The sequence below is a fragment of the Streptomyces sp. NPDC058221 genome (assembly GCF_042882365.1).
GTDB lineage: Bacteria > Actinomycetota > Actinomycetes > Streptomycetales > Streptomycetaceae > Streptomyces.
Map to the genome: position 1 here is coordinate 1 of NZ_JBHVWF010000053.1, position 24,331 is coordinate 24,331.

Consider the following 24,331-nt stretch of genomic DNA (forward strand, 5'->3'; position numbering starts at 1 on the left):
CCGTAATCCCTGGTGGATCAGCGCGCGGCGTCAGATGCGGTGCATCGCAAGGCGCCGTAGCTGTCGTCGCGCGCCCGCCAGGGGTTACGGGACAGCCCTCAGGTACGCGGAACGGCATGGTGTCGAAACCGACGGTGGTCGTGCGGATACTCTTTGTCACCTCACTGATAGATCATCAGTACTTGAGGGGACATCTGAATGCACCGCATGCGCACCGTACTTGCCGCTCTCGGTATCACGGCCGGACTGATCACGGCCCCCGCTGCGAGCGCCGCGGCGAAGCCGCAGAACCGGCCGGCCGACGCCACGGTCCGGCACGAGCCCTGCACCGGCGAGTTCCACGACGACGCGCGGCTCGGCCCCCAGTGGCTGCCGAACAAGAACCAGGCCCCGGTGGGTCCGCTCCTGAAGGGCTACAAGCGCACCGGGGGACTGTCCCCGCAGGCCTTCCTGAAGAAGTACTGGGAGGGGCCCGCCGACTCCGGCAGCTGGAAGTACCCGCCCAACGACGGCTTCGGCGAGGTCAACGGCCAGATCGACAAGGAGCCGACGAAGCTGCGTCCCGGCCAGCGTCTGGACCGCTTCGGCTCGGAGTACGGCGGGTACCTGGCCCCCGCCGGTGACTCGTACGCCGAGCGGGCGCTGCCGCCGCAGAACCTCAACACCCGTGAAGCGGCCTTCCCCTGCGACTACCGGGTGTACAAGGTCGCCAAGCCCTTCTGGGTCTGGCAGGGCAGCATCGCCCCCTGGTTCGAGCAGTCGGGCGGCGGCCGGCAGATCAAGCTCGACGCGGTCTTCCTCGACCCGGGCCAGGGCGAGCGGCTGAACGTCAAGTGGCTGCTGGAGCACGACTATCTCGCTCCGGCCGGCGCGTAGGACCGGCGTGGAACGCCGGGAGCTGCGGGCAGCGCTGAGCGCGGCGGGAGTGGCCGACGGCTACTACCGCATCGAGGGAGTCCATGAGCCGGCTCCGACCCCGCCCGACTTCCTGTTCCTCCGGCAGGCATCCGACGGGGCCTGGGAGACCGGGGCGTACGAACGCGGCAGCTACGAGGTGATCGCCCGTCACCCGAGCGAACCGGCCGCCTGCGCCCACCTGTTCCACCTGCTCGTTCCGTAGCGCGCCGGCACCCGCGACGCACAGGCCGGCCGGACGGATCCCGTCCGGCCGGCCTGTGCGTCGTCAGCGGGGAATCCAGGCCCGCCACGTCTTCTCGTTCTCGGCCACCCACTTCTTCGCCGCGTCCTGGGGCGACATCTTCTGGTCGGCGATCATCATGGCCACCTTGTTCTGTTCCTCGGTGTCCCAGGAGAACTTCTTGAGGAACCGGGCCGCCTTCCCGCCGCTGCCCGCGAAGCGGGAGTTGAGGTACTTCTTCAGCGGCGTCTGCGGGTAGGCGCACGCGACCTTCTTCGCGTCGGCGTCGCAGCCGTCCTTGTACGCCGGCAGCTTCACCTCCGTCATCGGCACCTTCTCGAACAGCCACTGCGGCTTGTACCAGTAGGAGAGGAAGGGCTTCTTCTCCTTGGCGAACTGCTGGATCTGCGTGATCTGCGCAGCCTCCGAACCGGAGAACACGACCTGGTAGTCGAGGTCGAGGTTCTGCACCAGGGCCTTGTCGTTGGTGACGTACGACGGCGACCCGTCGAGCAACTGGCCCTTCCCGCCGCTCTCCGCCGTGCGGAACTCTTTGGCGTATTTGTTGAGGTTGTGCCAGTCGGTCACGTCGGGATGCTGCTTGGCGAAGTACGTCGGGACGAACCAGCCGATGTGGCCGGTGACCCCGAGCTCGCCGCCGGGGCTGATCGTCTTCTTGTCCTTGACGTACCTGGCCTCCTGGTCCGGATGACCCCAGTCCTCCAGGATCGCGTCCACCCGGCCCTGGCTGAGGGCGTCCCAGGCAGGCACCTCGTCGATCTGGACGGTGTCGACCCGGTAGCCCATCTCGTGTTCGAGGAGGTACTGGGCCACGGCGACGTTCGCCTGGGCGCCGACCCACGACTGCACGGACAGGGTCACGGTCTTCGCGCCCTGCACGTTGGCGAACGGCGAGGACTGCTGGGTCATGTCCGCAGCCCCGCAACCGGCCACGGCGACCAGCGCGGTGGCGGAGGCGAGGGCGATGAGTGGAGTGCGCGGACGAGCCATGTCAGGCCCCCTTTCCGAAGTGGCGTGCCGTCGGCTGGGTGACGCGGTCGAGCATCAGGCCGAGAAGGACGATCGCTGCGCCGGCGACCAGACCGGTCGCCAGGTCGCCCTGCGCGAGTCCGAACACCGCGGAGTAGCCGAGCGCACCGCCCCCGACGAGGCCGCCGATGACCACGACGGCGAGCACCAGGACGACGCCCTGGTTGACGGCGAGGAGCAGCGCGGGCCGTGCCAGTGGCAGCTGGACCTTCAGCAGCTGCTGGAAGCCCGTCGCGCCGAGGGAGCGCGAGGACTCCATCGTGACCGCGTCGACGCCGTTCAGGCCCTGGGTGGTGATGCGGACGACGGCGGGCAGCGCGTAGACGACCGCGGCGGCCACCGCGGGTGCACGGCCGACGCCGAACAGGGCGACGACGGGGATGAGATAGACGAACTGCGGCATCGTCTGGAAGACATCCAGCACCGGACGCAGCATCCGTTCCACCCGTTCGCTGCGGGAAGCGGCGACACCGACGGCGAAACCGACGACCAGGGTCACCACGACACCGGCCAGCACCTGCGAGAGCGTGTCGAGCGCCGGGTCCCAGACATCGAGCACTCCGACGGCGGCCATCGCGAGTACGGCGGTCACGGTGGTGCGCCAGGTGCCGATCAGCATGGCGAGCACGGCGACCAGCAGGAGCACGGCCCACCAGGGCAGCCACTGCAGTCCGTCACGCACCGGGTCAAGGATCCAGGTGGTGAAGTGTCCGGCCCAGTCCGCCGTGCCGCCGACGACCGGCACGCCGGAGTACAGGTGGTCGGTCATCCAGTCGACGGCCCGGTTGACGGGCTCGGCGACAGCCACCGTCCCGCCGTCCGGCCAGGTCGTCCCGGAGACGAGGCGCGCCACGACGGCGACGATCACGGTACCGGCCGCCGCGACGGCCCAGCCCAGCCGGGCGGAACCGGCCCGCGGCGCGGAGCCGATGTTGTTGCCGGCCGCGCCGGTGACCCGGTCGAGGACCACGGCGAGCAGCACGATCGGGATGCCGGCCGCGAGCGCGGCGCCGACATCGACGGAGGCGAGCGCCTGGTAGACGCGGTCACCGAGTCCGCCCGCACCGATCACGGAGGCGATCACGGCCATCGAGAGGGCCATCATGATCGTCTGGTTGAGGCCGAGCAGCAGTTCCCTGCGGGCCAGCGGGAGCCGGGCCGTCAGCAGCCGCTGCCGGCCGGTGGCACCGAGCGAGGCCGCGGCCTCCATGACGCCCGCGTCGGCGTTGCGCAGGCCGAGCGCGGTCAGCCGGGCCATCGGAGGCGCGGCGTAGACGACGGTCGCCAGCACGGCGGCCGGCACCCCGATCCCGAAGACGAGCACCACCGGCAGCAGATACGCGAAGGCCGGCATCACCTGCATGGTGTCGAGCACCGGCCGCAGCAGGCGGAAGATCCGGTCCGAAAGCCCTGCGGCCAGGCCGAGGAGCGCTCCGAGCACCACCGAGACCAGGACCGCGACGACCATCAGCGCGAGGGTCTGCATGGTGGGCACCCACATGCCGAGCAGCCCGCAGAGCAGGAACGCGACGACGCCGGACAGTGCGAGCCGGACGCCCGCCACCCGCCAGGCGACCAGTCCGACGGCTGCCGTGACCCCGGCCCAGCCGGCGGCGAGCAGGACCAGGTAGACGCCGCGTACCGAGAGCACGACGGCGTTGCTGATGTGGCCGAAGAAGTAGAGGAACAGCGGGTGCGTGTCGCGGTTGTCGATGATCCAGTCGCTGACGCTGCCGAGCGGACCGGTGAGGTCGACGGTCAGGCCGCCGGGCCACTCGCCTCCGCCGACGACGAACGTGCCGAGCACCAGCAGCACGGCCGCTGCAGCGAGCAGGAGGCCGGTGCGGTGCCGTGCGAGGGAGGCGAAGGCCCCGGAGCTTGTGAGCCCGGTGGGACGCGCGGTGGTGGTGGCGGTCATCGCGGCCACCTCCCGCTCGGGAGGGCGGGTGTCACGGCCGGCTGCGGACACGGTGCGACGGGGCGGCCCGGCGGGGCCGGTGAACGGGTTATTCGCATCACGCCGCCTCCTTCACAGCGGGGACCCCGGCCACGACACCGAGCAGACACGCGTGGTCGACCACGCCCAGGCAGCGGCCCTCGTCGACCACTCGTGCGGTCTCGCCGCTGCGGACGACCGCCTCGATCGCCTCCGAGACGGTGGTGCCGGGCGTCAGCGCCGGACCCGATTCGCTCTCCGCGCCGTCTGCGGGGCGCATGGCCGCGCGTACCGTCATGACCTGTTCGCGCGGAACGTCACGCACGAAGTCCCGGACGTAGTCGTCGGCCGGCGATCCCACGATCTCCTCCGGCGTGCCCAGCTGCACGATCATCCCGTCCCGCATCAGCGCGATCCGGTCGCCCAGCTTCAGCGCCTCGTTGAGGTCATGGGTGATGAAGACCATCGTGCGGCCCTCCTCGCGGTGCAGGCGCACGACCTCCTCCTGCATGTCCCGCCGGATGAGCGGGTCCAGTGCGCTGAACGGCTCGTCGAACAGCAGTACTTCGGGATCGACGGCAAGCGCCCGGGCCAGCCCGACGCGCTGCTGCTGACCACCGGAGAGCTGGCCGGGACGGCGGTTCTCCAGTCCGTCCAGTCCGACCTTGCCGATGAACTCCGCGGCCCGCGTGCGCCGTTCGGCCCGGCCCATGCCCTGGATCTCCAGTCCGTACGCGACGTTGTCGAGGACCGAACGGTGCGGCAGCAGGCCGAAGTGCTGGAAGACCATCGCGGCGCGGTGGCGGCGCAGTTCACGCAGCCGCGCCGCGTTCATGGACAGCACGTCCTCGCCGTCCATGGTGATCTCGCCGGAGGTCGGCTCGATCAGCCGGGTGAGGCAGCGCACGAGGGTGGACTTGCCGGACCCGGACAGCCCCATCACGACGAACGCCTCGCCCTTGCGGACGTCGAACGAGACATCACGCACGGCGGCGGTGCACCCGGTGCGCCTGCGGAGTTCGGCGGAGTCCAGCGCGGCGAGTTCGGGATCGCCGGACACGCGCTCGGCCCGGGGGCCGAAGACCTTCCAGAGGTTGTTCACGGAGAAGACGTGCGGCGGTGTACTCATCGGTCTTGACCCCCAGTAGTGGCGCGGAGCAGATCTGCGCATTTCTCCCCGACCATCAGCACCCCGATCATCGGGTTGACGGTCGGCATGGTCGGGAAGACCGACGCGTCGGCGATCCGGACGGCGTCGAGACCGCGGATCCGGAGATCGGGTGCGACCACGGCGAGCGCGTCGTCGGCCGCGCCCATCCGGCATGTTCCGGCCGGGTGGTAGACGGTGTGCGCGACCTTGCGCGCGTACTCGCTCAGGTCCTCGTCCGAGGTGATCTCGGGCCCCGGGCAGACCTCCCGCTTCAGCCAGCCGGCCAGCGGTTCCTGTGCGGCGATCTCACGGGCGATCCTGATCCCGTCGACGAGAGTCTGTCCGTCGTAGTCCTCCGCGTCGGTGAAGTAGCGGAAGTCCAGGGCGGGTTTGACCTCGGGGTCCGGGCTGGTCAGATACAGCCGGCCGCGGCTCCTCGGCTTCGGGATGTTCGGCGTCATGGACACCCCGTGCGGGGGACGTTCGTAGCCGAGCCGCTCAGGATTGTCGGTGAACGGGATCTGGTAGAAGTGGAACATCAGGTCGGGCCCCGGACTCTCGGGGTCCCGCCGTACGAACAGCCCGGCGTCGCTGTCCATCGCGGAGTTCTCGGGTATCGGCCCGTGCGTCTCCCAGACGATGACCGACTCGGGGTGGTCGAGCAGATTCTCGCCCACACCCGGCAGGTCGTGCACCACGGGGATGCCGAGCTTCTCCAGCTCCGCGCGGTGACCGATCCCGGAGTGCATCAGCAGCCGTGGGGTGTCCACCGCGCCCGCGCACACGATCACTTCGCGCCGGGCGCGTACGAGCCGCTCCTCGCCGTCCGCGGTGCGCACCTGCACACCGGTCGCCCGGTTGCCGTCGAGCTCCAGCCGGAACGCCCAGGTCTCCAGGGCGATATGGAGGTTCGGCCGGTCGAGGAAAGGGTGCAGATACGCGACCGACGCGGAGGAGCGCTTGTTGTTCTCGGGATGGTAGGCGAGGTCGAAGAAGCCCACGCCGTCCTGGAAGGCCGCCTTGTTGAAGCCTTCGACGCGCGGCACTCCGAGCGTCGTCTGTGCCGCGTCGACGAAGTCACGGGCGATGGCGTTCCGGTCGGCCTCGTCCACGGGGACGATGTTGTTGCGCAGCCGCGCGAAGTACGGGTCCATCGATGAGGCGTCCCAGCCGCCCGCGCCCGCTTCGGCCCACTCGTCCCAGTCGGACGGCAGCGGTTTGAAGGCGATCAGGGTGTTGTGGGACGAGCATCCACCCAGCACCCGGGCCCTGCTGTGCCGGATGTTCGAGTTGCCGCGCGGCTGCTCGGTCGTGGGGTAGTCGTAGTCCAGCTCCCCGCCGAGGAGGCCCATCCAGCGGCGCAGGGTCAGCACGTCGTCCCGACCGACATCGCTCGGTCCGCCCTCGATGAGAGCGACGGTGACGTCGGGGTCCTCGGTGAGCCGGGACGCGATCACCGAACCCGCGGTCCCGCCGCCGACGATGACATAGTCGTAGTGGGTCATGTTCTCCATCGCCTCTGCTCCCGGTCAGCCCGCGAACCAGCGCACCGGGCGCGGGGCGAGGTTCTGGTAGATGTGCTTGGACTCGCGGTACTCGGCGAGACCCGTCGGGCCCAGCTCGCGCCCGATGCCGGACTTCCCGAAGCCGCCCCATTCGGCCTGCGGCAGGTAGGGGTGGAAGTCGTTGATCCAGACGGTGCCGTGGCGCAGCCGGGCGGCGATCCGGCGGCCCCGGCCCGCGTCCGACGTCCAGACGCCGCCGGCCAGTCCGTAGTCCGTGTCGTTGGCGAGCAGCACGGCCTCGTCCTCGGTGGTGAACGTCTCGACGGTCAGGACGGGTCCGAAGACCTCCTCGCGCACCACGCGCATGGAGCGGTCGCAGTGGTCCAGAACGGTCGGCCGGTAGAAGTAGCCGGGACCTTCGGGGCGCTCACCGCCCGCCCGCAGCACCGCGCCCTCCTTGAGCGCGGAGGCGACGTACTCCTCGGTCCTGGCGAGCTGCTGCGCGGAGACGAGCGGACCGCACTCGACACCGGCATCCGTGCCGCGGCCGATCCGGATCAGTTCGGCGCGCCGGGCGAGTTCGGTGACGAACCGCTCGCGGACCGACTCCTCGACGATCAGCCGTGATCCGGCGGAGCAGACCTGGCCGCTGTGGATGAAGGCCGCGTTGAGCGCCTGGTCGACGGCGGTGTCGAAGCCCTCCTCGGTGGCGCAGGCGTCCGCGAACACCACGTTGGGGTTCTTGCCGCCGAGTTCGAGCGCGACCTTCTTGACCGTGTCGGCCGCGGCCCGCATCACCTTCGTGCCGCTGCTCAGCCCGCCGGTGAAGGACACCAGGTCGACATCGGGGTGGTCCGCGAGCCGGGCGCCGACGGTGGCACCGGGGCCGGTGACGATGTTGGCCACACCGGCCGGCAGCCCGGCCTCGGCGAGCAGGGCGATGAGGGCGACGGTGGTCAGCGGGGTGATCTCACTCGGCTTGATCACAAAGGTGTTGCCCGCGGCGAGAGCCGGAGCGATCTTCCAGCTGGCCTGGAGCAACGGGTAGTTCCAGGGCGTGATGAGTCCGCAGACGCCGACGGGCTCATGCACGACGACGCTGTGGATCTCCTCGGACCCGGCATCGACGACACGGCCGCCGCTCTCGTTCATGACGAGGTCGGCGAAGTAGCGGAAGGCGTCGCGTACGCAGTCCACGTCGACCCGGCCCTCTTCGAGCGTCTTGCCCGCGTCACGGCTCTCCAGAGCGCCGATCCGATCCCGGTCGCGCTCCAGCAGACCGGCCACGCGCCTGAGCAGCGCCGCCCGCTCCGCGACCGGAGTGTGCGGCCACGGTCCCGCGTCGAAGGCGGCCCGGGCCGCGGCGACGGCGGCGTCCGCGTCGACGGCGTTCCCCTCCGATACGACGGCGAACGCGGTCGCGTCGACGGGGTCGAGGATGTCGCGAGTGGCGCCGGATGCGGCCGCTCGCCACTCTCCCGCTACCTGGATCGTGTGTTGTGCCGACACGTCGTGTGCTGCCCTTTCGGTGGCCGTACGTCTGACGCCGGGTGAACCCCGGCGGTCTGGCCCTCTTCCCCGGAAGGCCGAAGCCATGCGCGTAGACCGCCCCGAAGTGACCCGGCTCACGGAATTCGCACGTCAGGGAGGTGGGTGGGCAGCGAAAAGGGGTTCCGGGGCCGTGGTCCTGGAACCCCTCCGGGTGCGGTGTGCGGAAAACGCCGTCCGCCTTCAGCGGTGGTGGCAGTTCCAGTGGCCCTTCACCCAGTGGGTGTCCCAGTGGCCGGGGAGGTACACGTTGCTCCAGTGACCCGTGTGCCACTGACTGTGGCTGCTCCAGTAGCCGTGGTGCCAGGTGCCGTGGTGGTCGTGGTAGCCGGGATGCCAGGTCCTGTGGACCGAGTGGTAGCCCTTGTGCCACTGCTTCTGCCAGTGCCCCTTGGCCCAGTGCCTCTGCCAGTGGCCCTGCTGCCAGGTGCACCGGTCGTGGTGACCGGTGGTGTACGCGGTGGCCGAGACGGGAGCCGGCACGGGAGCGGCTTGGGCCGTGCCGGCGGTACCCAGCGCTGCGGCACCCGCGAGCAGGCCCGTCGCCGCGGCACCGGCCAGCACACTGCGGATCCGGGTGGAAACGGTCATCGGACACACCTCCCTCGTTTGGAGCGGACTGGAGCGGAGCCCCGAGTCGGATTGCATGAAATGCAGGGAAAATATAAATATAGCCCCATTTGGGTCAATCGGGTGTGGTATGACCGAGCTGGCGGGGCGGCCGTGCGCGCCGCGCGGAGATGCTTCCGCACCCTGGGAGAGGCCCGGCGGAAAAGCAGGTGCGTGCGGCCATCGGCGCTGTCACGATGCGCCGGTGAATCGAGAAGAGATCTCCAAAATCGCGCACACCCACCACCCGATCAAGTCGCCGCTCGACGACGACTCGGTACGTCAGCTGCTGGACCACGGCCTCCCGCGCGGCGACGAGCGCGTGCTCGACCTCGGCTGCGGCACCGGGGAGTGGCTCATCCGCGCACTGTCCGCCCGGCCCCATCTGCGGGCCGAGGGCGTCGACATCTCCGAGATCGCCCTGGCGGACGCCCGTGCGCGGGCGACGGAGCTCGGGGTGGAGGGCCGCCTGGCGCTCCACTCCACGCCGGCCGGCGACTTCGTCTCCCCGCACACGTTCGACCTGGTGCTGAGCTTCGGAGCCGCTCACGCTTTCGGAGGGCTGCTCCCCACCCTCGCGGCGGCACGCGAACATCTGGCCCCCGGCGGCCGTGTCCTGGTCGGTGACGGGTTCTGGGAACGCGAACCCTCCCAGGAGGCCATCGAGATGCTCGGCGACTTCGCCGACCTGGCAACGACCGTGGACCGTGTCGTCGCCGACGGCTGGACGCCTGTCCACGGGCACGTCAGTACGCGTCAGGAGCTCGACCACTACGAATGGTCCTGCTGGGGCACGCTGGCCGACTGGGCACTGGACCACTCCGCCGACCCGGACGGGCCCGAGGCGCTCGCCCTCTCCGCCACCCGCCGCTCCGAATGGCTGCGCGGCTACCGCGACACCTGGGGCTTCGTCAGCCTGGTCCTGCGCCGCACCGCCGACTGAGGCCGCTGGTCGCAACCGGCCCCTACGGGGCGGGAACCGACGCCCCGTAGGCCCGCAGGAAAGTGCGTACGGCCGACCGGCCCACCTGGCGGACCTCCGCCTCCGGGACGTCCCGGGTGCCGAAGTGGGACCGGACCTCCAGAGGGCCGGTCAGCAGGGCCAGGAATTGTTCGGCCGCCTCCGCCGGATCGCAGTGGCGCAGCCGCCCCGACAGGGCCAGCCGGGCCAGCCGGTCGGCCAGCGCCTCCCTCAGCCGGCACTCGCGGCGCGCCCAGGCGACCTCAAGAAGCTCGGGAAACTGTGTGATCTCCGCGTGGAGCAGCCGGCGCAGAGCCCGTGACTGCGCGTCGCAGCACCGCAGCAGGAGCCGGTGTGCCATGTCTTCGAGTGGTGCCGACAGATCGGCCGCGGCCGTCGGCGAAGCGCCATGCGTCCCGGAATCGATGGACAGTTCGGCCACGACGGCCAGGTTCTTGGTCATCACATCGTCGGCCGCGGCCTCCATCGCGCTGCGGAACACGTTCTGCTTGTCGGCGAGATGGTTGTACACCGTGTGCTTGGCGACTCCCGCGACTTCGGCGATCTCCTCCATGCAGGCCCGCGCGTAGCCGCGCTGGGCGAACACCGTGAAGGCAGCGTCCAGGATCGCCTGCCGCTTGTCGATGCGACCCCGGGACGGCGGCCTGGGAGTCCTTGTTCCGCTCACCGCGTCATCGTAGCCGCCCACCTCCCCGTGTGCACCAGCGAGTGCAATTTGATGGGATCGCCCGTTGATGCAGCCCTAGTTGGTGCTTTAAAGTGCACCAGCCAGTGCAACTTGCCTCGATTTCATCGGAGACAGCCATGGCGCATGCGCCGGACGCACATCTGGACCCAGCCCTGCGGCGGCTGACCGGCACGATCCTGCTGGGCGGAATCATGGGGATCCTCGACGGATCGATGATCGCCGCCGCGGCCGACACCCTCGCCCGGGACTTCAGTACCTCGCTCGCCACCATCAGCTGGGTGTCGACCAGCTATCTGCTCGCCCTCACCCTCACCATCCCGGTCACCACCTGGGCGGTGGACCGGTTAGGAGGCCGACGGCTGTGGCTGCTCGGCCTGGTGGTCTTCCTCGCCGGTTCGGTGGCCTCCGGCCTTGCCTGGAACGTCGGGGCCCTGATCGCGGCCCGCGCCGTGCAGGGAATCGGCGCCGGGCTGCTCGATCCGCTGATGCTCACGCTGCTAGCCCGCGCCGCCGGACCGGCCCGCACCGGACGGGTCATGGGCCTGATGGGCGTCGTCGGCTCCAGCGGCCCGGTGTTCGGACCGGTCGCCGGCGGCATCATCCTCCAGAGCGCCGACTGGCGTTGGATGTTCCTGGTCAATGTGCCCATCGGCCTGGCCGCCCTGCTGCTCGCCCTCAAGATCCTGCCCGAGGACGATCCCGGCACCGCCTCCCCGGCAGACCGGCTGGACATCCTCGGGCTCGCGCTCATCGGACCCGGCATGGCAGCCGGCGTCCTCGCCCTGTCCCAGTCTGCGGAGAGGGCCGCCTTCGTCGTTCCGTCCGTGCTGGTCCCGCTCGCCGTCGCCGTACTGCTGCTGGGCGGATACGCCCTTCACGCCCTGCGCCGACGAGAGGCGGGAGGCGGCGCGCCACTCATCGACCTGCGCCTGCTGGGGCGTCGCGGCTTCGCCCCCGGTGTCGTCATCGCCTCGCTCGCCGGCCTCGCGACGTTCGCCAGTCTCTTCGCCCTGCCGCTCTACTACCAGCAGGTCCGCGGCCACGACAGCTTCGCGTCCGCGCTCCTGCTGATCCCGCTCGGCATCGGCTCCGCCCTCTCCATGCCGCTGGCCGGCCGGCTCTCCGACCGCGTCGGTACCCGGGGACTCGTGCGGGGCGGCAGCGTGCTCGCCCTGCTGAGTGCGGTCGCCCTGACCCGGGGCGGAGCGCAAACGGCCGAAGTCTGGCCGGCAGCCGCCGCGTTCACCCTCGGAGCGGGGCTCGGTGCGGTCGGCGCGCCCACGATCGCCTCCGTCTACCGCACCCTGCCCGCGCGGCTGGTCCCGCAGGGGAGCTCGGTGCTCTACATGCTCAACCAGTTGGGCGCCTCCGTCGGCATCGCGGTCGTCGCACTCGTGATGCAGACGGCGGGCGACGGGGGCCCGGTGCAAGGATTCCGCTCCGCCTACTGGGTCGTCGGCGTGGCACTCGCCCTCGCCCTGGCGGCGGCCACCTTCCTGCCGGGCCGGCCCGCACCGGCCCCGGGCGCGGTGGACCCCCAATCCGACGGCGACGACGTGCCGGACGCCGGCACGCCCGCCCGCAGCACGGTATCCACCCATGTACGAGGAGAGAGCGAGTGAAGACTCTGGTCATCGCGGGCGGCACCGACGGCATCGGCAAGGCGCTCGCCGAGCTGTGTCTCCGCAGGGGCGACAGGGTCGTCGTCATCGGCCGCGACCCCGGCAAGGGCCGTGGCTTCCTCGACGCCGCCCGAGCGGCCGGGGCCGCCGAACGCGCCTTCTCCGTCACGGCCGACCTCAGCCTGCTCGCCGAGACGTCCCGGGCGGCCGACGAGATCCGGGCGGCGCTCCCGTCGATCGACGCGCTGGTGCTCTGCGCCCGCCACTACCGCTCGCGCCGCACGGAGACGGCGGAGGGATACGAGGAGAACTTCGCCCTGTTCTATCTGAGCCGCCGCCTGCTGGGCCAGGAACTCGCCGGGCATCTCGCCCGCGCCGCGCACCCGGTGGTCGTCAACGTGGCCGGGCCGGGAGCGGGGCTCGAACTCGTGCAGTGGGACGATCTCCAGCTCCGTCACGGCTACCACGGTGGCGCCGCGCTGGGCCAGGGCGGAAAGCTCAACGATCTCCTCGGCGTCTCGTACGCCGAGGAACACGGGCCGGCCGGCATCCGCTATGTGCTGATCCACCCAGGCGTCACCGCCACCGGCTTCGCCGGCGCGTACGACTCCGCGACGCTGGACCACATCCGGTCCATGCAGCGGCACGCCAAACCCGTCGAGGAGGCGCTGCCGCCGATCGTCGTCGCGATCGACACCCCGCCGTCCGAACCACTCAGCGCGTACGTCGAAGGCCGCCGCATCTCCGTCGGCACACAGGGCTTCGACCCGGAGGCCGCGCGCCGGCTGAGCCGCCTCACCGACCGGATGCTCGCACGGAACTGACGTGACGTCCGGCGGGCACCCGAACGGGGGACGGGTGCCGCACGCCGGCCGGGCCCGGTGCGACCGGTCAGACGCCCGGGGGCGGTCTGAGCGCGGAGTACGTCCCCGCAGCGGCCGCCAGAAGCAGCACACAGCCCGTGAAGACGAGTCCGGCCTCGCGCAGGCCGAGCCATGCGGCGATGGCCCCGACCCCCACCACCGGCACCGAGATCCCGGTGTACGCGACGACGAAGAACGCCGAGATGGTGCCGCCGCGGTGCTCTGCCGGGGCCGCACCACTGACCAGGGTGAGTGCCGCGCGGAAGGCGAGGCCCTGGCCGGTGCCGCCGCACAGCGCGCCCAGTACCAGCAGGAGCAGCGATTCCGCGATCAGTGACGACGCCACCAGCAGCAGGCCGGCCATGAGGATGCCGCAGCCGACGGGGAGCGCGAGGCGTGCGCCGATACGGTGCGTCAGGGACTGCCCGACGGTCGAGGCCAGGAACACGGAGAACACCACGGCCCCGGTGACGGCGACGTTGTGCACTCCCAGCGTCTGCGCGGCGAAGCTCGGCGCGACCGCGGTGAACAGGCCGAGCAGCGCGAAGCCGGCGAAGGCCGCCAGCGAGGCGGGCACGAACACGCTTCTCACCTCGGGTGGCACCGCCACCCCCTGCGGTGCCGGCCGCGGCCATCTCTTCGGCTCCGCCACGGTCTCCGGCAGGAACCAGGTGATCACGGATGCCACCGCCACCAGGCCCAGGTGGACCCAGAACGGCAGCGTCAACGGCCAGGACGTGTACTGCGCGAGCAGCCCCGACAGCAGGGGTCCGCAGCCCAGACCTCCCATGTTCGCGGCCGTGGCGGCGAATCCGGCCCGCGCCTTCTGCCGGGGCGCCGCCAATTCGATGACCGCCGCTGTCGCCGCGCCGCTCAGCAGGCCGGCCGCGAAGCCGGACAGCAGCCGGCCGGCGAAGAGCAGCGGCAGCCCACGCTCCAGGAGAAAGCATCCGGCGCTCGCGGCCGAGAACACCATCGCGCACAGCAGCACGGGTCTGCGGCCGACCTTGTCCGAGTAGTTGCCCGCCAGGAGCAGCACGGTGATGACAGCGACGGCGTAGACGGCGAAGACAACGGTCACCATCAGCTCGGAGAAGCCGATCTGTTCCTGGTAGAGCCCGTACAACGGTGTGGGCAGGGTGGTGCCGGCCATCCCGATGGCGAACACCACGGCCGCGGCCAGGTAGCCCGGCCGCCGGTCATCACGTGTGTTCACTGCACGCTTGCTGACGATCACACGGGTCACCTTATGATCGGCCGCCGGGATGCACCGGCGTTGGCTGCGGCCGTGTCACGGAGTGGACGGGAGTGCGGAGCGTGGAGTTGACCGTGGACGGCGAGAGGTTCACCGTGACCCGGCGGGCGGGCAGCCCGGGAGTGTATGACTTCGACTGGAAATCGGGTCCGAACACGGGCTACGGGTTCATGACGGCGGTGCACGGGGGCGCGTCCCTGGAGAGGACGGCCCTCGAAGAGGCCGCTCGGGGGTTCCTGAGAGAGGTGGACCCGGCGACCGGGTACCTCGCGGAGTAGCGGAGCAGCAGCGGCGCCCGGGAGGCCGGCCACCCGGGCGCCCGGTTCCGCCCGTCCCGGAACCAGGGGTACCGGGTGAATCAGGCGTACCGGCTGGGCGGGACCGGCTTCCGCGTCACGGGTGGGCCGGCTGGAGACCCGCGTACACCCCGTCCCGGTCCAGCAGTTCGTTGTGCGTCCCCACCTCCGCGATCCGGCCGCCCTCCATCGCCACGATGCGGTCGGCGCCCTGGATCGTCGAGAGACGGTGGGCCACGACGAAGACGGTCCGGCCGTGCACCAGGCGGGAGAGAGCCTCCTGGACGAGAGCCTCCGAGCGGTTGTCCAGTGCGGATGTGGCCTCGTCGAGCACCAGCACCCGGGGGTCACGGATCAGCGCCCTGGCGATGGCGAGCCGCTGCCGCTGCCCGCCCGAGAGCCGTGCGCCGCGCTCGCCGACGACCGTGTCCAGACCGAGGGGCAGATCCCGTACGAACTCCAGCGCGTTGGCATCCTCCAGGGCGCGCATCAGCGTGTCCTCGTCCGTGTCCCCCATCCCGTACGTCACGTTGTCGCGGATGCTTCCCTCGAACAGGATCGACTCCTGCGGCACCACCGAGAGGAAGCGCCGGTAGCTGCGCAGATCGAGCCCTGCCATATCGGTCCCGTCGAGCATGATGCGGCCGGAGGTGGGGCGGATGAAGCCGATGAGCAGGTTGAGAACGGTGGATTTCCCCGCCCCCGAGGCGCCGACCAGGGCGATGGTCTCGCCCGGCCGTGCGGAGAGGGTGAACCCGTCGACCGCCGGGGCCGCGTCGTCGTAGGCGAATCCGACGTCCTCGAAATCTATCCGGCCGGTGACCCGCTCCACCTGTGCCTTTCCGGCATTGCGTTCCAGGTCGGGCGCCTGGAGCACCTCTCCCGCCGAACGTACCGACTCCAGGCCCTTGGTGAGCACGGGGGCGAGGCCGAGCAGTGTGGTCACGGAGCCGGTCAGCACGGTGAAGAAGGAGCTGAGCATCACCACGTCGCCCGCGGTGACCGGCATCCAGCCGTGGTACGCGACCAGGGCGGAGCCCGTCAGGCACAGCACGCCGAGCGTGTTGAGGATGACCCAGGCCAGCGACCCGAAGCGGCCGTTGAGGGTGTCCAGGCGCAGACCGGCCGCGAAGACCTGGCGCAGCGAACCGTCGACCCGGACGAGAGCGGTGCGTTCCAGGCCGTGGGCGCGGGTGATGGGGATGAGTGTGGTCATCTCCCCGACCCGGGAGGAGAGTTGCTCCACCTCGCGGCGGAAGGACTCGTTGTGGCTGCGCAGCCGTGCGCGCAGTTTCATCACCAGGAACCCGGCCGCGGGCACCACGATCAGGAAGACGGGCAGGAACGCGGGGACGCGCACGCCGATGACGACGAGGCCGCCGACCAGCGTCACGACGGCGCCGAGGCCCATGTCGGCGCTCTGCTGCATCATCTGTTCCACCGACTCCACGTCGCGGACCACCTTGGCCTGCAGGACGCTCGAACTGACCCGGGCGTGGTAGCCGATGGAGAGCTGCTGCATCCGACGGCACAGCGCGGAGCGCAGGGTCGTGCCCATCCGGCGGATGCTGCCGCCCAGGAGCCGTACGTACCACTGGTGGAGCGGGTAGTTGATGACGAGGATGAACAGCAGGACGCCGCTGGATTCCCAGAGCCCGGACTCCGGACCGTGCTGGATGACCACGTCGAGGACGGTGGCGGTGATCAGCGGGAGCAGCCAGATGGGGCTGTGCTTCACGACGAAGACGATGACCGCGAGCGCCAGCCGGCCGCGGTCGGGTCGGAACAGGTGGCCGAGGGTGCGTACCGGATTCTCACCGCGGTAGCGGTGGTCCAGGTGGTCGAAGGATGCCAAGGATTCGGCAGAGACGGGGGTAAGCGCTTTCGGCATGGAGTCCATCCCATCGCGCTTCCTCCGTGCGCGGCAACCCCGCCGAACGGGGGAGCGTGGGGTGCCGGAGGCCCGGCGGGCCCGGCAGGCGTTACGGGACGCGGAGTTCGCGTGGCGAGGGTTCGGCGGCGGGAGACGGTACGGGATCCTTGCGGCCGGGCCGCCCCATCGAGGCGATGGCGCTGGTGATCAGGCCGGCCAGCAGGCCCCAGAACGCGGATCCGATCCCCAGGAGGGTGACTCCGGAGGCCGTTGCCAGGAAGGTCACGACAGCCGCCTCCCGCGACGACTTGTCGGACAGGGCCGTGGACAGCGAGGACTCGATGGTGGCGAGCAGACCGATTCCGGCGATGGCCAGGACCAGTGCGTGCGGCATCGCCGTGAGCAGTGAGGCGACGGTCGCGCCGAGCAGGCCGACGCAGAGGTAGAAGACACCCGCCCAGACGGCCGCCAGGTAGCGCCTGTCGCGGTCGGGGTGTGCCTCCTCGCCGGTGCAGATGGCGGCTGTGATGGCGGCGAGGTTGAGGCCGAACGCGCCGAACGGCGCCAGTGCGGCGTTGGCCGCTCCGGTCCACGTCATCAGCGGGGACACCGGCACGTCGTAGCCGGCCCCGCGGATCACCGCGACGCCGGGCAGATTCTGCGATGCCATCGTGACCACGAACAGGGGTGCTCCGACGCTGACAAGGACCTTCCAGTCGAACTCCGGGGTGACGAAGACCGGTGTGGCCACGGCGAACCGGACCTGCCCCAGCTGCCACCCTCCGGTGAACGCCGTGGCCACCACGCCCGCGGCCAGCGCCAGGAGCACCGAGTAACGGGGGAGCAGCCGCCGGCCCAGCAGGTAGAGCACGAACATCGGGAAGGCGACGGCGAAGCTGCCGTGCATCGTGCTGAACAGCCCGGTGCCGAACCGCAGCAGAACCCCGGCCAGCAGCGCGGCCGCCAGTGGCACCGGGATGCGGCCCATGACGCGGCTGAACCACCCGGTCATCCCGCTGACCAGGATGAGCAGCCCGGAGAAGACGAACGCACCGACCGCCTGCGCCATGGACACACCACTCAGGCCGGTCGTGAGGAGCGCCGCTCCGGGCGTCGACCACGCGGTGACGACAGGGGCCCGGTAGCGCAGCGAAAGGCCGATGCAGGTGCAGGCCAGGCCGACGCCGAGTGCGAGCATCCAGGAGGAGATCTCACGCGAGTCCGCTCCCGCCGCCTTCGCGGCCGTGAAGACCAGGGCCGCCGAGCTGGTGACGCCCACCATGACGGCGATCAGTCCGGCGGCCACGGCCGAGGGCGGTGCGGCCGAGCGGATGCGGGTGATCGCGAACATGAGTGAGCCACTTCCCCTGTGCGGTGCGGGGCGCCGCCGACCAGGAGACCGGCACCGGCGCGCCACGGCGTGTTCCATATACGGAACGTTCTGTTTGTGGAACACTAGAGAGGCGGGCTGACGCCCGTCAACCGGGAATGCGGAGTGGACGGACGCCGATGGGACTGAACGAGGACCTGGGGCGCAGGCTGCGGGCACTGCGGCAGGAACAGGACCTGTCCCTTTCGGAGTTGTCCCGGCGCTCCCGGGTGGGGAAGGGCACGCTCTCCGAGCTGGAGAGCGGCCTGCGCAACCCCACGCTGGAGACCTTGTACGCGCTCACCACCGCGCTCGGCTGCCCGCTCAGTGCCGTGCTGAGCGACCCGGCGCCGGAAAGCGGCTCCGGCGCGGAGCTTCCCGGTGTCTCGGGCAGTGCCGTCACCGCGCTGCTGCTGGAGCGGCACGAGGACGCGGCCGCGGTGACCGACGTGTTCCGCGTGACCATCCGTGCGGGGGCCACCCAGGAGTCCGCGGCGCACGTCCCCGGGACGGGGGAGAGCCTGATGGTGCTCGCCGGTACCGCCGTGGTCGGCCCGCCGCACGACGCCCGCGCCGTCGGCCCCGGGGCGTCCGCGCACTGGCCGGCCGATGTGCCCCACATCTACCGCGCACCGGACGGCGATGTGCAGGGCATCCTCTTCGTGCGCTACCCGTCGGCCCTCCGGGACGGCGAGGACTCCGGGCCGTGACGGGTGCGCCTCCAGCAGCCGGGCCGTGGCACCCGCAGGCGGAGCGCGACGGGGACTCGCGGCATCCGCGCGGCTTCCGACGGGGCTCACCGGCCGCCGGGAGCCGAGCCGATGACCACCGTTCGCGCCCAGTCGGGCGGTGTGTCCGGTACGTAGTCGGGATCGTCCTCACTCCATGACGACCCGTGTGAGTCCTGCCGGGAGAACAGGCCCACCACGGTCCGGCACCCGGGCCGGGTGTCCGGCCAGGGCGTCTGCCCGTCGGTGAGGACCACGATGACGTCCGGGCGGGGCCGTGACCCGACCGCCTTGGCGAACCCCGAGCGCAGATCCGTACCCCCACCGCCCGTCAGAGGGATTCCCTCGGCACGGCACAGGGGGTGCACGACGCCGGCGGCCGCGTCGCACGAGAGGACGGAGACCAGGTCCCGACGGCCGCCCACGGCGCGGGAGATGGAGGCGACCTCGAGGAGCGCGCTGCCCAGTTCGGTGTCACTGACCGAACCGGAGGTGTCAATGATCACGGAGACCCGGGGCGGGCGGCGGCGGAGGCTCGGCAGCACGGCGCCGGGGACCCCTGCCGAGCGCCGGGACGGGCGGCCGTAGGTGTAGTCCTGGCCCGCGCCGGATCCCGAGGCCGCCGAGCGTACCGCCGCGCCGAGCAACTCCCGCCATGCCTGCGGCGGGTGGAACGCCTCCTCCGCCCAGCGCTGCCATCCCCCGGGCGCGCTCCCCGGGTGGCCCTTGATGCCCTCGGCCACCCGGAACCGGACCATGTCCTGCTCCTGCGCGCTGAGGCCGTGCGCGCCGTCCGGCCCCAGATCCCACTCCCGCTCAAGACCGTCGGCGCCGCTGCCGCAGTCCAGCCAGACGAGTTCCCGGGTGTGCGGCCCCAGCCGGAACTGCCGCAGGTAGTCCTCCATGAGCTCGCCGTCGTGGAGTCCCATGGACTCCGGGTCGACAGCGCCCTCGGGCCGGGCCAGCCCCTCGCCGAACACGTCGTCGTTGATCTCGCAGTCCGCGGCGATGTTCATCCGCAGCCGGTCCCCGGGACCGGTCAGTCCACGCTCCCGCGCGACCCGGTCGCCACGCCCGTGATGGTCGCGCAGCAGATGCGAGACCTCGTGCACCCACACCCCGGCCAGCTCCTCCACGGGGGTCGCCGTCACGAACGCGGGGGAGACGTAGCACCGCCAGTGCCGGTCGACGGCCATCGTCGGAACCCGCCGCGACTCGACGGTGTGCAGGGCGAAGAGCGCCGTCGCCAGGTAGGGGCGGACGCGGGCGGCGTGCAGCCGGGCCGCGAAGAGCTTGTCGAGATCGAGTGCTGCCGGAGTTCCGGGCGTTGCCGGTGTCCGGGGTGTCATCGGCGGCCCTGCGCGGCGGCCGCGGTGCGGGCCGCTGCCCGGTCCGCCCGCCGGGAAAGTGACACGACTCCGGCCAACTGCTCGATCGACGGGGGAACGTCCCAGTCGTCCTGGCGCAGTGCGGCCAGCGTGGTCGCGGGGACGACCACCAGATCCGGCGCCCCCGACTCCAGCGCCCGCACCAGAAGGGCCCACGCCGCGTCCCAGCGGGACTTCTCCGGGCGGTTGCGGACCGCGGCCACCACCCCGTCGAGGACGGCCTGGCGCAGATCCCCCCGCTCGGGCAGGACGGCACCTTCCGGGTCGGCGAGCAGGGTCTCGGGATCGGGAAGGTCCATCCGGTCCAGGCTCGCCAGCAGCTCCAGCCCGGGACCGTCCCCCACCGTGCCCCTGACCAGTGAGGACAGCACGTCGCGCGAGGAGCCGGCCGCAGTCGCGAAGGCGATCAGGGACAGCGTCATGTCCCAGCTCCGGGGCGAGGGCCAAGGACCGCCCCGGCGGGCCTCGTTGCTGGGCAGCCGGTGCACCAGAGTGGGGCGGGCAGTGAGGAGGCCGCACACGGCGCGGCGGGCGAAGTCCACCGCCTCCGGGAGCTTCTCCGGAGCGAGCCGCGGCAGCGTCGCCCGGGGCCAGACCCCTCCGAGACCGCGCACCACCACCTCGTGGTCGTGGGTCCACTGGAGGTGGACGAACCGGTTGGCCAGCGGCGGGCTGAGCTCCCAGCCGTCGGCCGCCGACGACCGCGGGTTGGCGGCGGCCACGATCCGTACCCCGGGCGGCAGTTGCAGCGAGCCGATCCGCCGTTCGAGCACCAGGCGGAGCAGGGCGGCCTGAACGGCCGGGGGAGCGGTGGACAGTTCGTCGAGGAACAGCAGACCGCGGCCGGCCCGCACCAGCCGCACGGCCCAGTCCGGCGGGGCCATCGGAACACCCTGTTCGGCGGGGTCGTCCCCGACGACGGGCAGTCCCGAGAAGTCGGACGGTTCGTGGACGCTGGCGATGACCGTGGTCAGCGGCAGATCCAGGGCCGCGGCAAGCTGTGTCAGAGCGGCGGTCTTGCCGATTCCCGGCTCGCCCCACAGGAGCACCGGCAGGTCGGCTGCGACGGCCAGGGTCAGTGCCTCCAGCTGTGCGTCGGGACGCGGTTCGGTGCGGGTGTCGCGCAGGAGAGTCAGCAACTCACCCGCGATGTCGAGCTGGCGGACAGCGGTGACCGTGGCGGTGGCGACGTCGGTCGTGGCGAACGGGGCACATGTGGTCATGTCTCATCACCTTTGGGGTCGTGGTGGGGCGCCTGGCGCGGAGGACTACCGGTCCGTGATGGGGCGCGGCTCGTGGGTGTGGAGGGCTACGGGTCCGTGGCGGGGTGCGTGGATGCGGAGGGCTACGGGTCCGTCGTGGGGGCTCGTAGGTGTGGAGGGCAGGGTCCTCGGGTCAGCGGAAGGACGCGAGGCGCGGGCGTGGGAGCGGGCCGCGGGCAGGGGAGCGGAGATGGTCCGGATGGATCCGGTCGTGCCCGGGGCCGGGAGCCCCTCCGGTCAGGCCTGCCCTGAACAGCCCGTAGGCGACCCGCCGTCGCGCGGCCGCCTCCAGTTCATCCCGCAGGGCGCCGTTTCGAAGCATGGCGTCGGGGCCCAGCAGCCCCTCGACGACAGCCAGAGCCCCCGCGGTGTCGCCGTGGACCAGCCGTTCTCTGACGCCGGCCAGGCAGTGCGGCCGGCGGTGCGCCTCGTCGATGGCCCGAAGGCAGGGGAGCGGCGTGCCGGTCAGCGCGACCAGCAGTTCCTCGCGGCGGATCTCCACCGGATCGTGGTCGAGCGCCGCGAGCACCCCGTCGACCAGACCGATCCGGTGCCGGGCTCCACGGCATTCGACGAGGCGCGGTTCGTCCGACCGCTCCGGAGCACGGCGGGGACCCGTCGGTGCATGGTCGGGCACGAGCGCCGAGGCGACCAGGGGGTGCAGCTGCCCCGCCCCGATCGCACCGGCTCGGAGCAGTTCCAGGTCGGGCGGTACCCAGGTCGCCGCGTCGGGCAGGAGGGGCAGTGCGCGCACGGCACCGGCCGCAGGCGCCGCCGAGATCCGCAGCGCGGGTGGCTCTTCCCCGGCCGCCGCCCCGACCGGGTCCAGGAGCAGCCGCCGTGGCCCGCACCGCACGCCGACCGGACCGGTGTGCAGCCCCTCGGCGCGCAGCAGGATCCCGGCCTCGTCCGCCCACCGGTCAACGGCGGACCGCCGCAGCAGCGAACTCGATCCGAGCGCCTCCGGATTCAGTACGCGGCGGACGCCGGCGGATGCCGGACCGGCCCCGGACCTGGCCCGCAGCTCGTCGGAGCGGCGCGCATCCCAGAGGTGACGGTGCAGATCCAGGCGGAACCGCCGGTCGGGACGGGGGTGGGGATGCCCGCGGGCACCGGCACCGCAGAGCGCTCCGTCCCACAGCGCGAGGCTGATCCGCTGACCGCCGTCCGCCCGGGCCGGCGGCGTCCGGACCACGAGCTGCACCGGGCCCGGACTGGCCTGCCCACCGGCGTCGTACCGGGCCAGCGCGATGGTCAGCCCGGGACGCAGCAGCCCGTCAGGAGCGATCCTCGGCAGATGCCAGCGCAGCAGATCGGGCGCCAGATGCCGGAGATCGGCCCGGACCCGGGCTGCGAGGTCGCGGCCATGAGCGGATGCCACGGAACGCAGATTCAGATCTACGTCGATGCCTGCGGCGGCGCACGCCCCGGCCCAGTCCCCGGCGGAACGGCGGACGGTCGCTGTCTCGATCATGGAGGGCGGCACGGCGAACTCGCGCACGCGCAGCCAGTAGGAAAAGCGGGAATCCCTGTTCGCGGTATCGGTGAGCATCAGCACTCACCTTGCGCGGACGGGTCCCCCAATCTGTGAACAGAGTGTGTCGTCATCGCGGTGATCGTAACGCTCCCGGCGGATTCTTTCCAGGGATTACGGTCGAACTGCCGAGCGGAGGGGCTCAGTCGGGAAGCGAGAGCCCCATGGTCACGCGCATGGCCGACGACAGCAGCTCTGCCCGGACCCGGCTGGTCCGGTACATCCGGTCCGACCGGAACGAGATGCCGAGTGAACCGATCCGGTCACCGCTGTACACGGGCACCGCGACGCAGGTCGTACCGCGCGCGTACTCCTCCCGGTCCATGACGACCGGCGCCGCGGGCGAGGAGTCGAGCTGACGCAGCAGCTCCTCCCGGCGCGTGATCGTGCGGGGTGTGAGGTCGGTCAGCGGGTGCCGGGAGAAGTACTCGGCGCGGGCCTTCTCGTCCAGCTCACGGAGCACGGTCTTGCCCAGGGCCGTGGCGTGCCCGGCGTCCTGGAAACCCACCCAGAGGTCCACGCGGGGAGCCCGTGCGCTGTCGACGATCTCCATGACACGGATCTCGCCCTCCTCGTACACCGTCAGATAGACCGCGGCCGAAAGATCATTGCGCAAGGACGTCAGAACGGGGCGGACGCGATCCAGCAGCTCGGGTCCGTGGCGTCCGGCACTCAGGAGGCCGTGGCTGTGGTCGGGGGTGAACAGGCCGTTGTCCAGCTCGGTCAGATAGCCGTCCTGCGCGAGAGTCGTCAGCAGGTCCTGAACCGTGGCCATGGGCAGCCCGGCCTCCCGCGCCAGCTGCTGGACCGGCACTTCTCCCGCGTGTGCCCCGGCGACCTCCATCACTCGGAGAGCACGCTTCACGTACGCGGTGAGTCCGGGGCCGGCCTCGTCACCCATGCCCCTAAGCATGGACCCGGCGCCGGAAGGCGGCAATATGTCCCAGGCATGACGCCTGACCTGGGGCGGAGCAAGAGGGGAAGAAGTATCGCGGGGGATCGGGACGGACGGGCGGACCGATCAGGAACGAAGAAGCGCGGCCCTTGAGCCGCGGCTAGCGTGAATGACGGACACCGGCCGGCGGCCCCGCCCCGGCACGACCGTCCCGCCCGGCCGAACCGGCCCACGAACCACAGGAGTGACCGTGACCAGCTCTTCCACCCAGGGAATCAAGACCGTCCTGCACCCCGTGTCCGACCTGGCGGCGGCCAAGGCCGTGTACACCGCCCTGCTCGGGGTGGCTCCGCAGGCCGACGAGCCCTACTACGTCGGTTACGAGGCGGGGGGCCAGCACATCGGGCTGGTGCCGGGCGGCGGACCGCAGGGTATGACCGGGCCCGTGGCGTACTGGCACGTGCCGGACATCGAGGCGAAGCTGGCCGAGGTGACGGCAGCGGGTGCCACCGTGCGGGAACCCGCGCACGACGTCGGTGGCGGCCGCCTGGTGGCCACCTTCACCGACCCCGACGGCAACGTGCTCGGACTGCTCCAGGACAGCTGAGCACCGAACCGCCCGGGCGGGCCGGCGGAGTGT

22 protein-coding genes are annotated in these 24,331 nt (G+C 71.3%); 8 read left to right on the forward strand and 14 right to left on the reverse strand.

Annotation, left to right across the window (positions count from 1 at the left end):
• Positions 1 to 198 precede the first annotated feature (198 nt).
• A complete protein-coding gene (locus ACFVW8_RS18585; protein WP_389691213.1) occupies positions 199 to 876 on the forward strand; it encodes a TNT domain-containing protein in 678 nt (225 codons plus the stop codon).
• Between the two features lie 7 nt (positions 877 to 883).
• On the forward strand, positions 884 to 1,120 hold the full coding sequence (locus ACFVW8_RS18590; RefSeq protein ID WP_389691215.1) for a hypothetical protein: 237 nt from the start codon (positions 884 to 886) through the stop codon (positions 1,118 to 1,120).
• Positions 1,121 to 1,183: 63 nt separating this feature from the next.
• Here the strand turns inward: ACFVW8_RS18590 and ACFVW8_RS18595 are convergent, their stop codons facing one another.
• The 6 genes from ACFVW8_RS18595 to ACFVW8_RS18620 form a co-directional block, all read right to left on the reverse strand.
• Positions 1,184 to 2,149 carry an ABC transporter substrate-binding protein gene (locus ACFVW8_RS18595; protein WP_389691217.1) on the reverse strand — a complete coding sequence of 322 codons (966 nt, stop codon included), beginning with the start codon at positions 2,147 to 2,149 and terminating at the stop codon, positions 1,184 to 1,186.
• A 1-nt stretch (position 2,150) separates the two neighbouring features.
• A complete protein-coding gene (locus ACFVW8_RS18600) occupies positions 2,151 to 4,115 on the reverse strand; it encodes an ABC transporter permease subunit (protein WP_389691293.1) in 1,965 nt (654 codons plus the stop codon).
• A gap of 88 nt (positions 4,116 to 4,203) precedes the next feature.
• Positions 4,204 to 5,253 (reverse strand): glycine betaine/L-proline ABC transporter ATP-binding protein, encoded by a 1,050-nt coding sequence (locus tag ACFVW8_RS18605; protein ID WP_389691219.1) that lies wholly within the window; start codon positions 5,251 to 5,253, stop codon positions 4,204 to 4,206.
• Complete coding sequence (locus ACFVW8_RS18610) at positions 5,250 to 6,788, reverse strand: GMC family oxidoreductase (protein WP_389691221.1); 1,539 nt, start codon at positions 6,786 to 6,788, stop codon at positions 5,250 to 5,252. Before ACFVW8_RS18610 ends, ACFVW8_RS18605 begins: the two co-directional genes overlap by 4 nt.
• A gap of 15 nt (positions 6,789 to 6,803) precedes the next feature.
• A complete protein-coding gene (locus tag ACFVW8_RS18615; protein WP_389691223.1) occupies positions 6,804 to 8,288 on the reverse strand; it encodes an aldehyde dehydrogenase family protein in 1,485 nt (494 codons plus the stop codon).
• A gap of 222 nt (positions 8,289 to 8,510) precedes the next feature.
• Positions 8,511 to 8,918, reverse strand: a complete 408-nt coding sequence (locus tag ACFVW8_RS18620; RefSeq protein WP_389691225.1) for a hypothetical protein — start codon at positions 8,916 to 8,918, stop codon at positions 8,511 to 8,513.
• 223 nt (positions 8,919 to 9,141) lie between these two features.
• On the opposite strand from ACFVW8_RS18620, the gene ACFVW8_RS18625 reads away from it, so the two are divergent.
• Positions 9,142 to 9,879, forward strand: a complete 738-nt coding sequence (locus ACFVW8_RS18625) for an SAM-dependent methyltransferase (protein WP_389691227.1) — start codon at positions 9,142 to 9,144, stop codon at positions 9,877 to 9,879.
• 22 nt (positions 9,880 to 9,901) lie between these two features.
• Here the strand turns inward: ACFVW8_RS18625 and ACFVW8_RS18630 are convergent, their stop codons facing one another.
• On the reverse strand, positions 9,902 to 10,585 hold the full coding sequence (locus ACFVW8_RS18630; RefSeq protein ID WP_389691229.1) for a TetR/AcrR family transcriptional regulator: 684 nt from the start codon (positions 10,583 to 10,585) through the stop codon (positions 9,902 to 9,904).
• Between the two features lie 137 nt (positions 10,586 to 10,722).
• Here ACFVW8_RS18630 and ACFVW8_RS18635 point away from each other — a divergent pair, with 137 nt between their 5' ends.
• Both ACFVW8_RS18635 and ACFVW8_RS18640 read left to right on the forward strand, forming a co-directional pair.
• The gene (locus tag ACFVW8_RS18635) at positions 10,723 to 12,228 is read left to right on the forward strand and encodes a DHA2 family efflux MFS transporter permease subunit (protein ID WP_389691231.1); all 1,506 of its coding nucleotides are present in this window, start codon (positions 10,723 to 10,725) and stop codon (positions 12,226 to 12,228) included.
• Complete coding sequence (locus ACFVW8_RS18640) at positions 12,225 to 13,052, forward strand: SDR family NAD(P)-dependent oxidoreductase (RefSeq protein WP_389691233.1); 828 nt, start codon at positions 12,225 to 12,227, stop codon at positions 13,050 to 13,052. The genes ACFVW8_RS18635 and ACFVW8_RS18640 overlap by 4 nt, the downstream gene beginning before the upstream one ends.
• A 67-nt stretch (positions 13,053 to 13,119) precedes the next feature.
• Here ACFVW8_RS18640 and ACFVW8_RS18645 read toward each other — a convergent pair whose 3' ends face one another.
• On the reverse strand, positions 13,120 to 14,307 hold the full coding sequence (locus tag ACFVW8_RS18645; protein ID WP_389691235.1) for an MFS transporter: 1,188 nt from the start codon (positions 14,305 to 14,307) through the stop codon (positions 13,120 to 13,122).
• A gap of 101 nt (positions 14,308 to 14,408) precedes the next feature.
• Here ACFVW8_RS18645 and ACFVW8_RS18650 point away from each other — a divergent pair, with 101 nt between their 5' ends.
• Positions 14,409 to 14,624 carry a hypothetical protein gene (locus ACFVW8_RS18650; RefSeq protein WP_389691237.1) on the forward strand — a complete coding sequence of 72 codons (216 nt, stop codon included), beginning with the start codon at positions 14,409 to 14,411 and terminating at the stop codon, positions 14,622 to 14,624.
• 115 nt (positions 14,625 to 14,739) lie between these two features.
• Here the strand turns inward: ACFVW8_RS18650 and ACFVW8_RS18655 are convergent, their stop codons facing one another.
• Together ACFVW8_RS18655 and ACFVW8_RS18660 are read right to left on the reverse strand one after the other, a co-directional pair.
• Positions 14,740 to 16,533 (reverse strand): ABC transporter ATP-binding protein, encoded by a 1,794-nt coding sequence (locus ACFVW8_RS18655; RefSeq protein WP_389691239.1) that lies wholly within the window; start codon positions 16,531 to 16,533, stop codon positions 14,740 to 14,742.
• Between the two features lie 91 nt (positions 16,534 to 16,624).
• Positions 16,625 to 17,866, reverse strand: a complete 1,242-nt coding sequence (locus ACFVW8_RS18660) for a benzoate/H(+) symporter BenE family transporter (protein ID WP_389691241.1) — start codon at positions 17,864 to 17,866, stop codon at positions 16,625 to 16,627.
• Between the two features lie 158 nt (positions 17,867 to 18,024).
• Between ACFVW8_RS18660 and ACFVW8_RS18665 the strand changes: the two genes are divergently transcribed.
• Complete coding sequence (locus tag ACFVW8_RS18665) at positions 18,025 to 18,594, forward strand: helix-turn-helix domain-containing protein (RefSeq protein ID WP_389691243.1); 570 nt, start codon at positions 18,025 to 18,027, stop codon at positions 18,592 to 18,594.
• Positions 18,595 to 18,680: 86 nt separating this feature from the next.
• On the opposite strand, the gene ACFVW8_RS18670 is transcribed toward ACFVW8_RS18665, so the two are convergent.
• The 4 genes from ACFVW8_RS18670 to ACFVW8_RS18685 form a co-directional block, all read right to left on the reverse strand.
• Positions 18,681 to 19,961 carry a VWA-like domain-containing protein gene (locus ACFVW8_RS18670; RefSeq protein ID WP_389691245.1) on the reverse strand — a complete coding sequence of 427 codons (1,281 nt, stop codon included), beginning with the start codon at positions 19,959 to 19,961 and terminating at the stop codon, positions 18,681 to 18,683.
• Positions 19,958 to 21,223 carry an AAA family ATPase gene (locus tag ACFVW8_RS18675; RefSeq protein ID WP_389691247.1) on the reverse strand — a complete coding sequence of 422 codons (1,266 nt, stop codon included), beginning with the start codon at positions 21,221 to 21,223 and terminating at the stop codon, positions 19,958 to 19,960. Before ACFVW8_RS18675 ends, ACFVW8_RS18670 begins: the two co-directional genes overlap by 4 nt.
• Positions 21,224 to 21,395: 172 nt before the next feature.
• On the reverse strand, positions 21,396 to 22,814 hold the full coding sequence (locus tag ACFVW8_RS18680; protein WP_389691249.1) for a hypothetical protein: 1,419 nt from the start codon (positions 22,812 to 22,814) through the stop codon (positions 21,396 to 21,398).
• 124 nt (positions 22,815 to 22,938) lie between these two features.
• Positions 22,939 to 23,697 (reverse strand): IclR family transcriptional regulator, encoded by a 759-nt coding sequence (locus ACFVW8_RS18685; protein ID WP_389691251.1) that lies wholly within the window; start codon positions 23,695 to 23,697, stop codon positions 22,939 to 22,941.
• A gap of 244 nt (positions 23,698 to 23,941) precedes the next feature.
• Between ACFVW8_RS18685 and ACFVW8_RS18690 the strand changes: the two genes are divergently transcribed.
• Positions 23,942 to 24,298: a VOC family protein gene (locus ACFVW8_RS18690; protein WP_389691253.1), complete on the forward strand. Its 357-nt coding sequence runs from the start codon at positions 23,942 to 23,944 to the stop codon at positions 24,296 to 24,298.
• Positions 24,299 to 24,331 lie beyond the last annotated feature (33 nt).

Coding starts and splice junctions, on each gene's coding strand:
- ACFVW8_RS18585 (WP_389691213.1), top strand. CDS start 199: ATGCACCGCATGCGCACCGTACTTGCCGCTCTCGGTATCACGGCCGGA.
- ACFVW8_RS18595 (WP_389691217.1), bottom strand. CDS start 2,149: ATGGCTCGTCCGCGCACTCCACTCATCGCCCTCGCCTCCGCCACCGCG.
- ACFVW8_RS18605 (WP_389691219.1), bottom strand. CDS start 5,253: ATGAGTACACCGCCGCACGTCTTCTCCGTGAACAACCTCTGGAAGGTC.
- ACFVW8_RS18610 (WP_389691221.1), bottom strand. CDS start 6,788: ATGGAGAACATGACCCACTACGACTATGTCATCGTCGGCGGCGGGACC.
- ACFVW8_RS18620 (WP_389691225.1), bottom strand. CDS start 8,918: ATGACCGTTTCCACCCGGATCCGCAGTGTGCTGGCCGGTGCCGCGGCG.
- ACFVW8_RS18635 (WP_389691231.1), top strand. CDS start 10,723: ATGGCGCATGCGCCGGACGCACATCTGGACCCAGCCCTGCGGCGGCTG.
- ACFVW8_RS18655 (WP_389691239.1), bottom strand. CDS start 16,533: ATGCCGAAAGCGCTTACCCCCGTCTCTGCCGAATCCTTGGCATCCTTC.
- ACFVW8_RS18660 (WP_389691241.1), bottom strand. CDS start 17,866: ATGTTCGCGATCACCCGCATCCGCTCGGCCGCACCGCCCTCGGCCGTG.
- ACFVW8_RS18665 (WP_389691243.1), top strand. CDS start 18,025: ATGGGACTGAACGAGGACCTGGGGCGCAGGCTGCGGGCACTGCGGCAG.
- ACFVW8_RS18670 (WP_389691245.1), bottom strand. CDS start 19,961: ATGACACCCCGGACACCGGCAACGCCCGGAACTCCGGCAGCACTCGAT.
- ACFVW8_RS18675 (WP_389691247.1), bottom strand. CDS start 21,223: ATGACCACATGTGCCCCGTTCGCCACGACCGACGTCGCCACCGCCACG.
- ACFVW8_RS18680 (WP_389691249.1), bottom strand. CDS start 22,814: ATGCTCACCGATACCGCGAACAGGGATTCCCGCTTTTCCTACTGGCTG.
- ACFVW8_RS18685 (WP_389691251.1), bottom strand. CDS start 23,697: ATGGGTGACGAGGCCGGCCCCGGACTCACCGCGTACGTGAAGCGTGCT.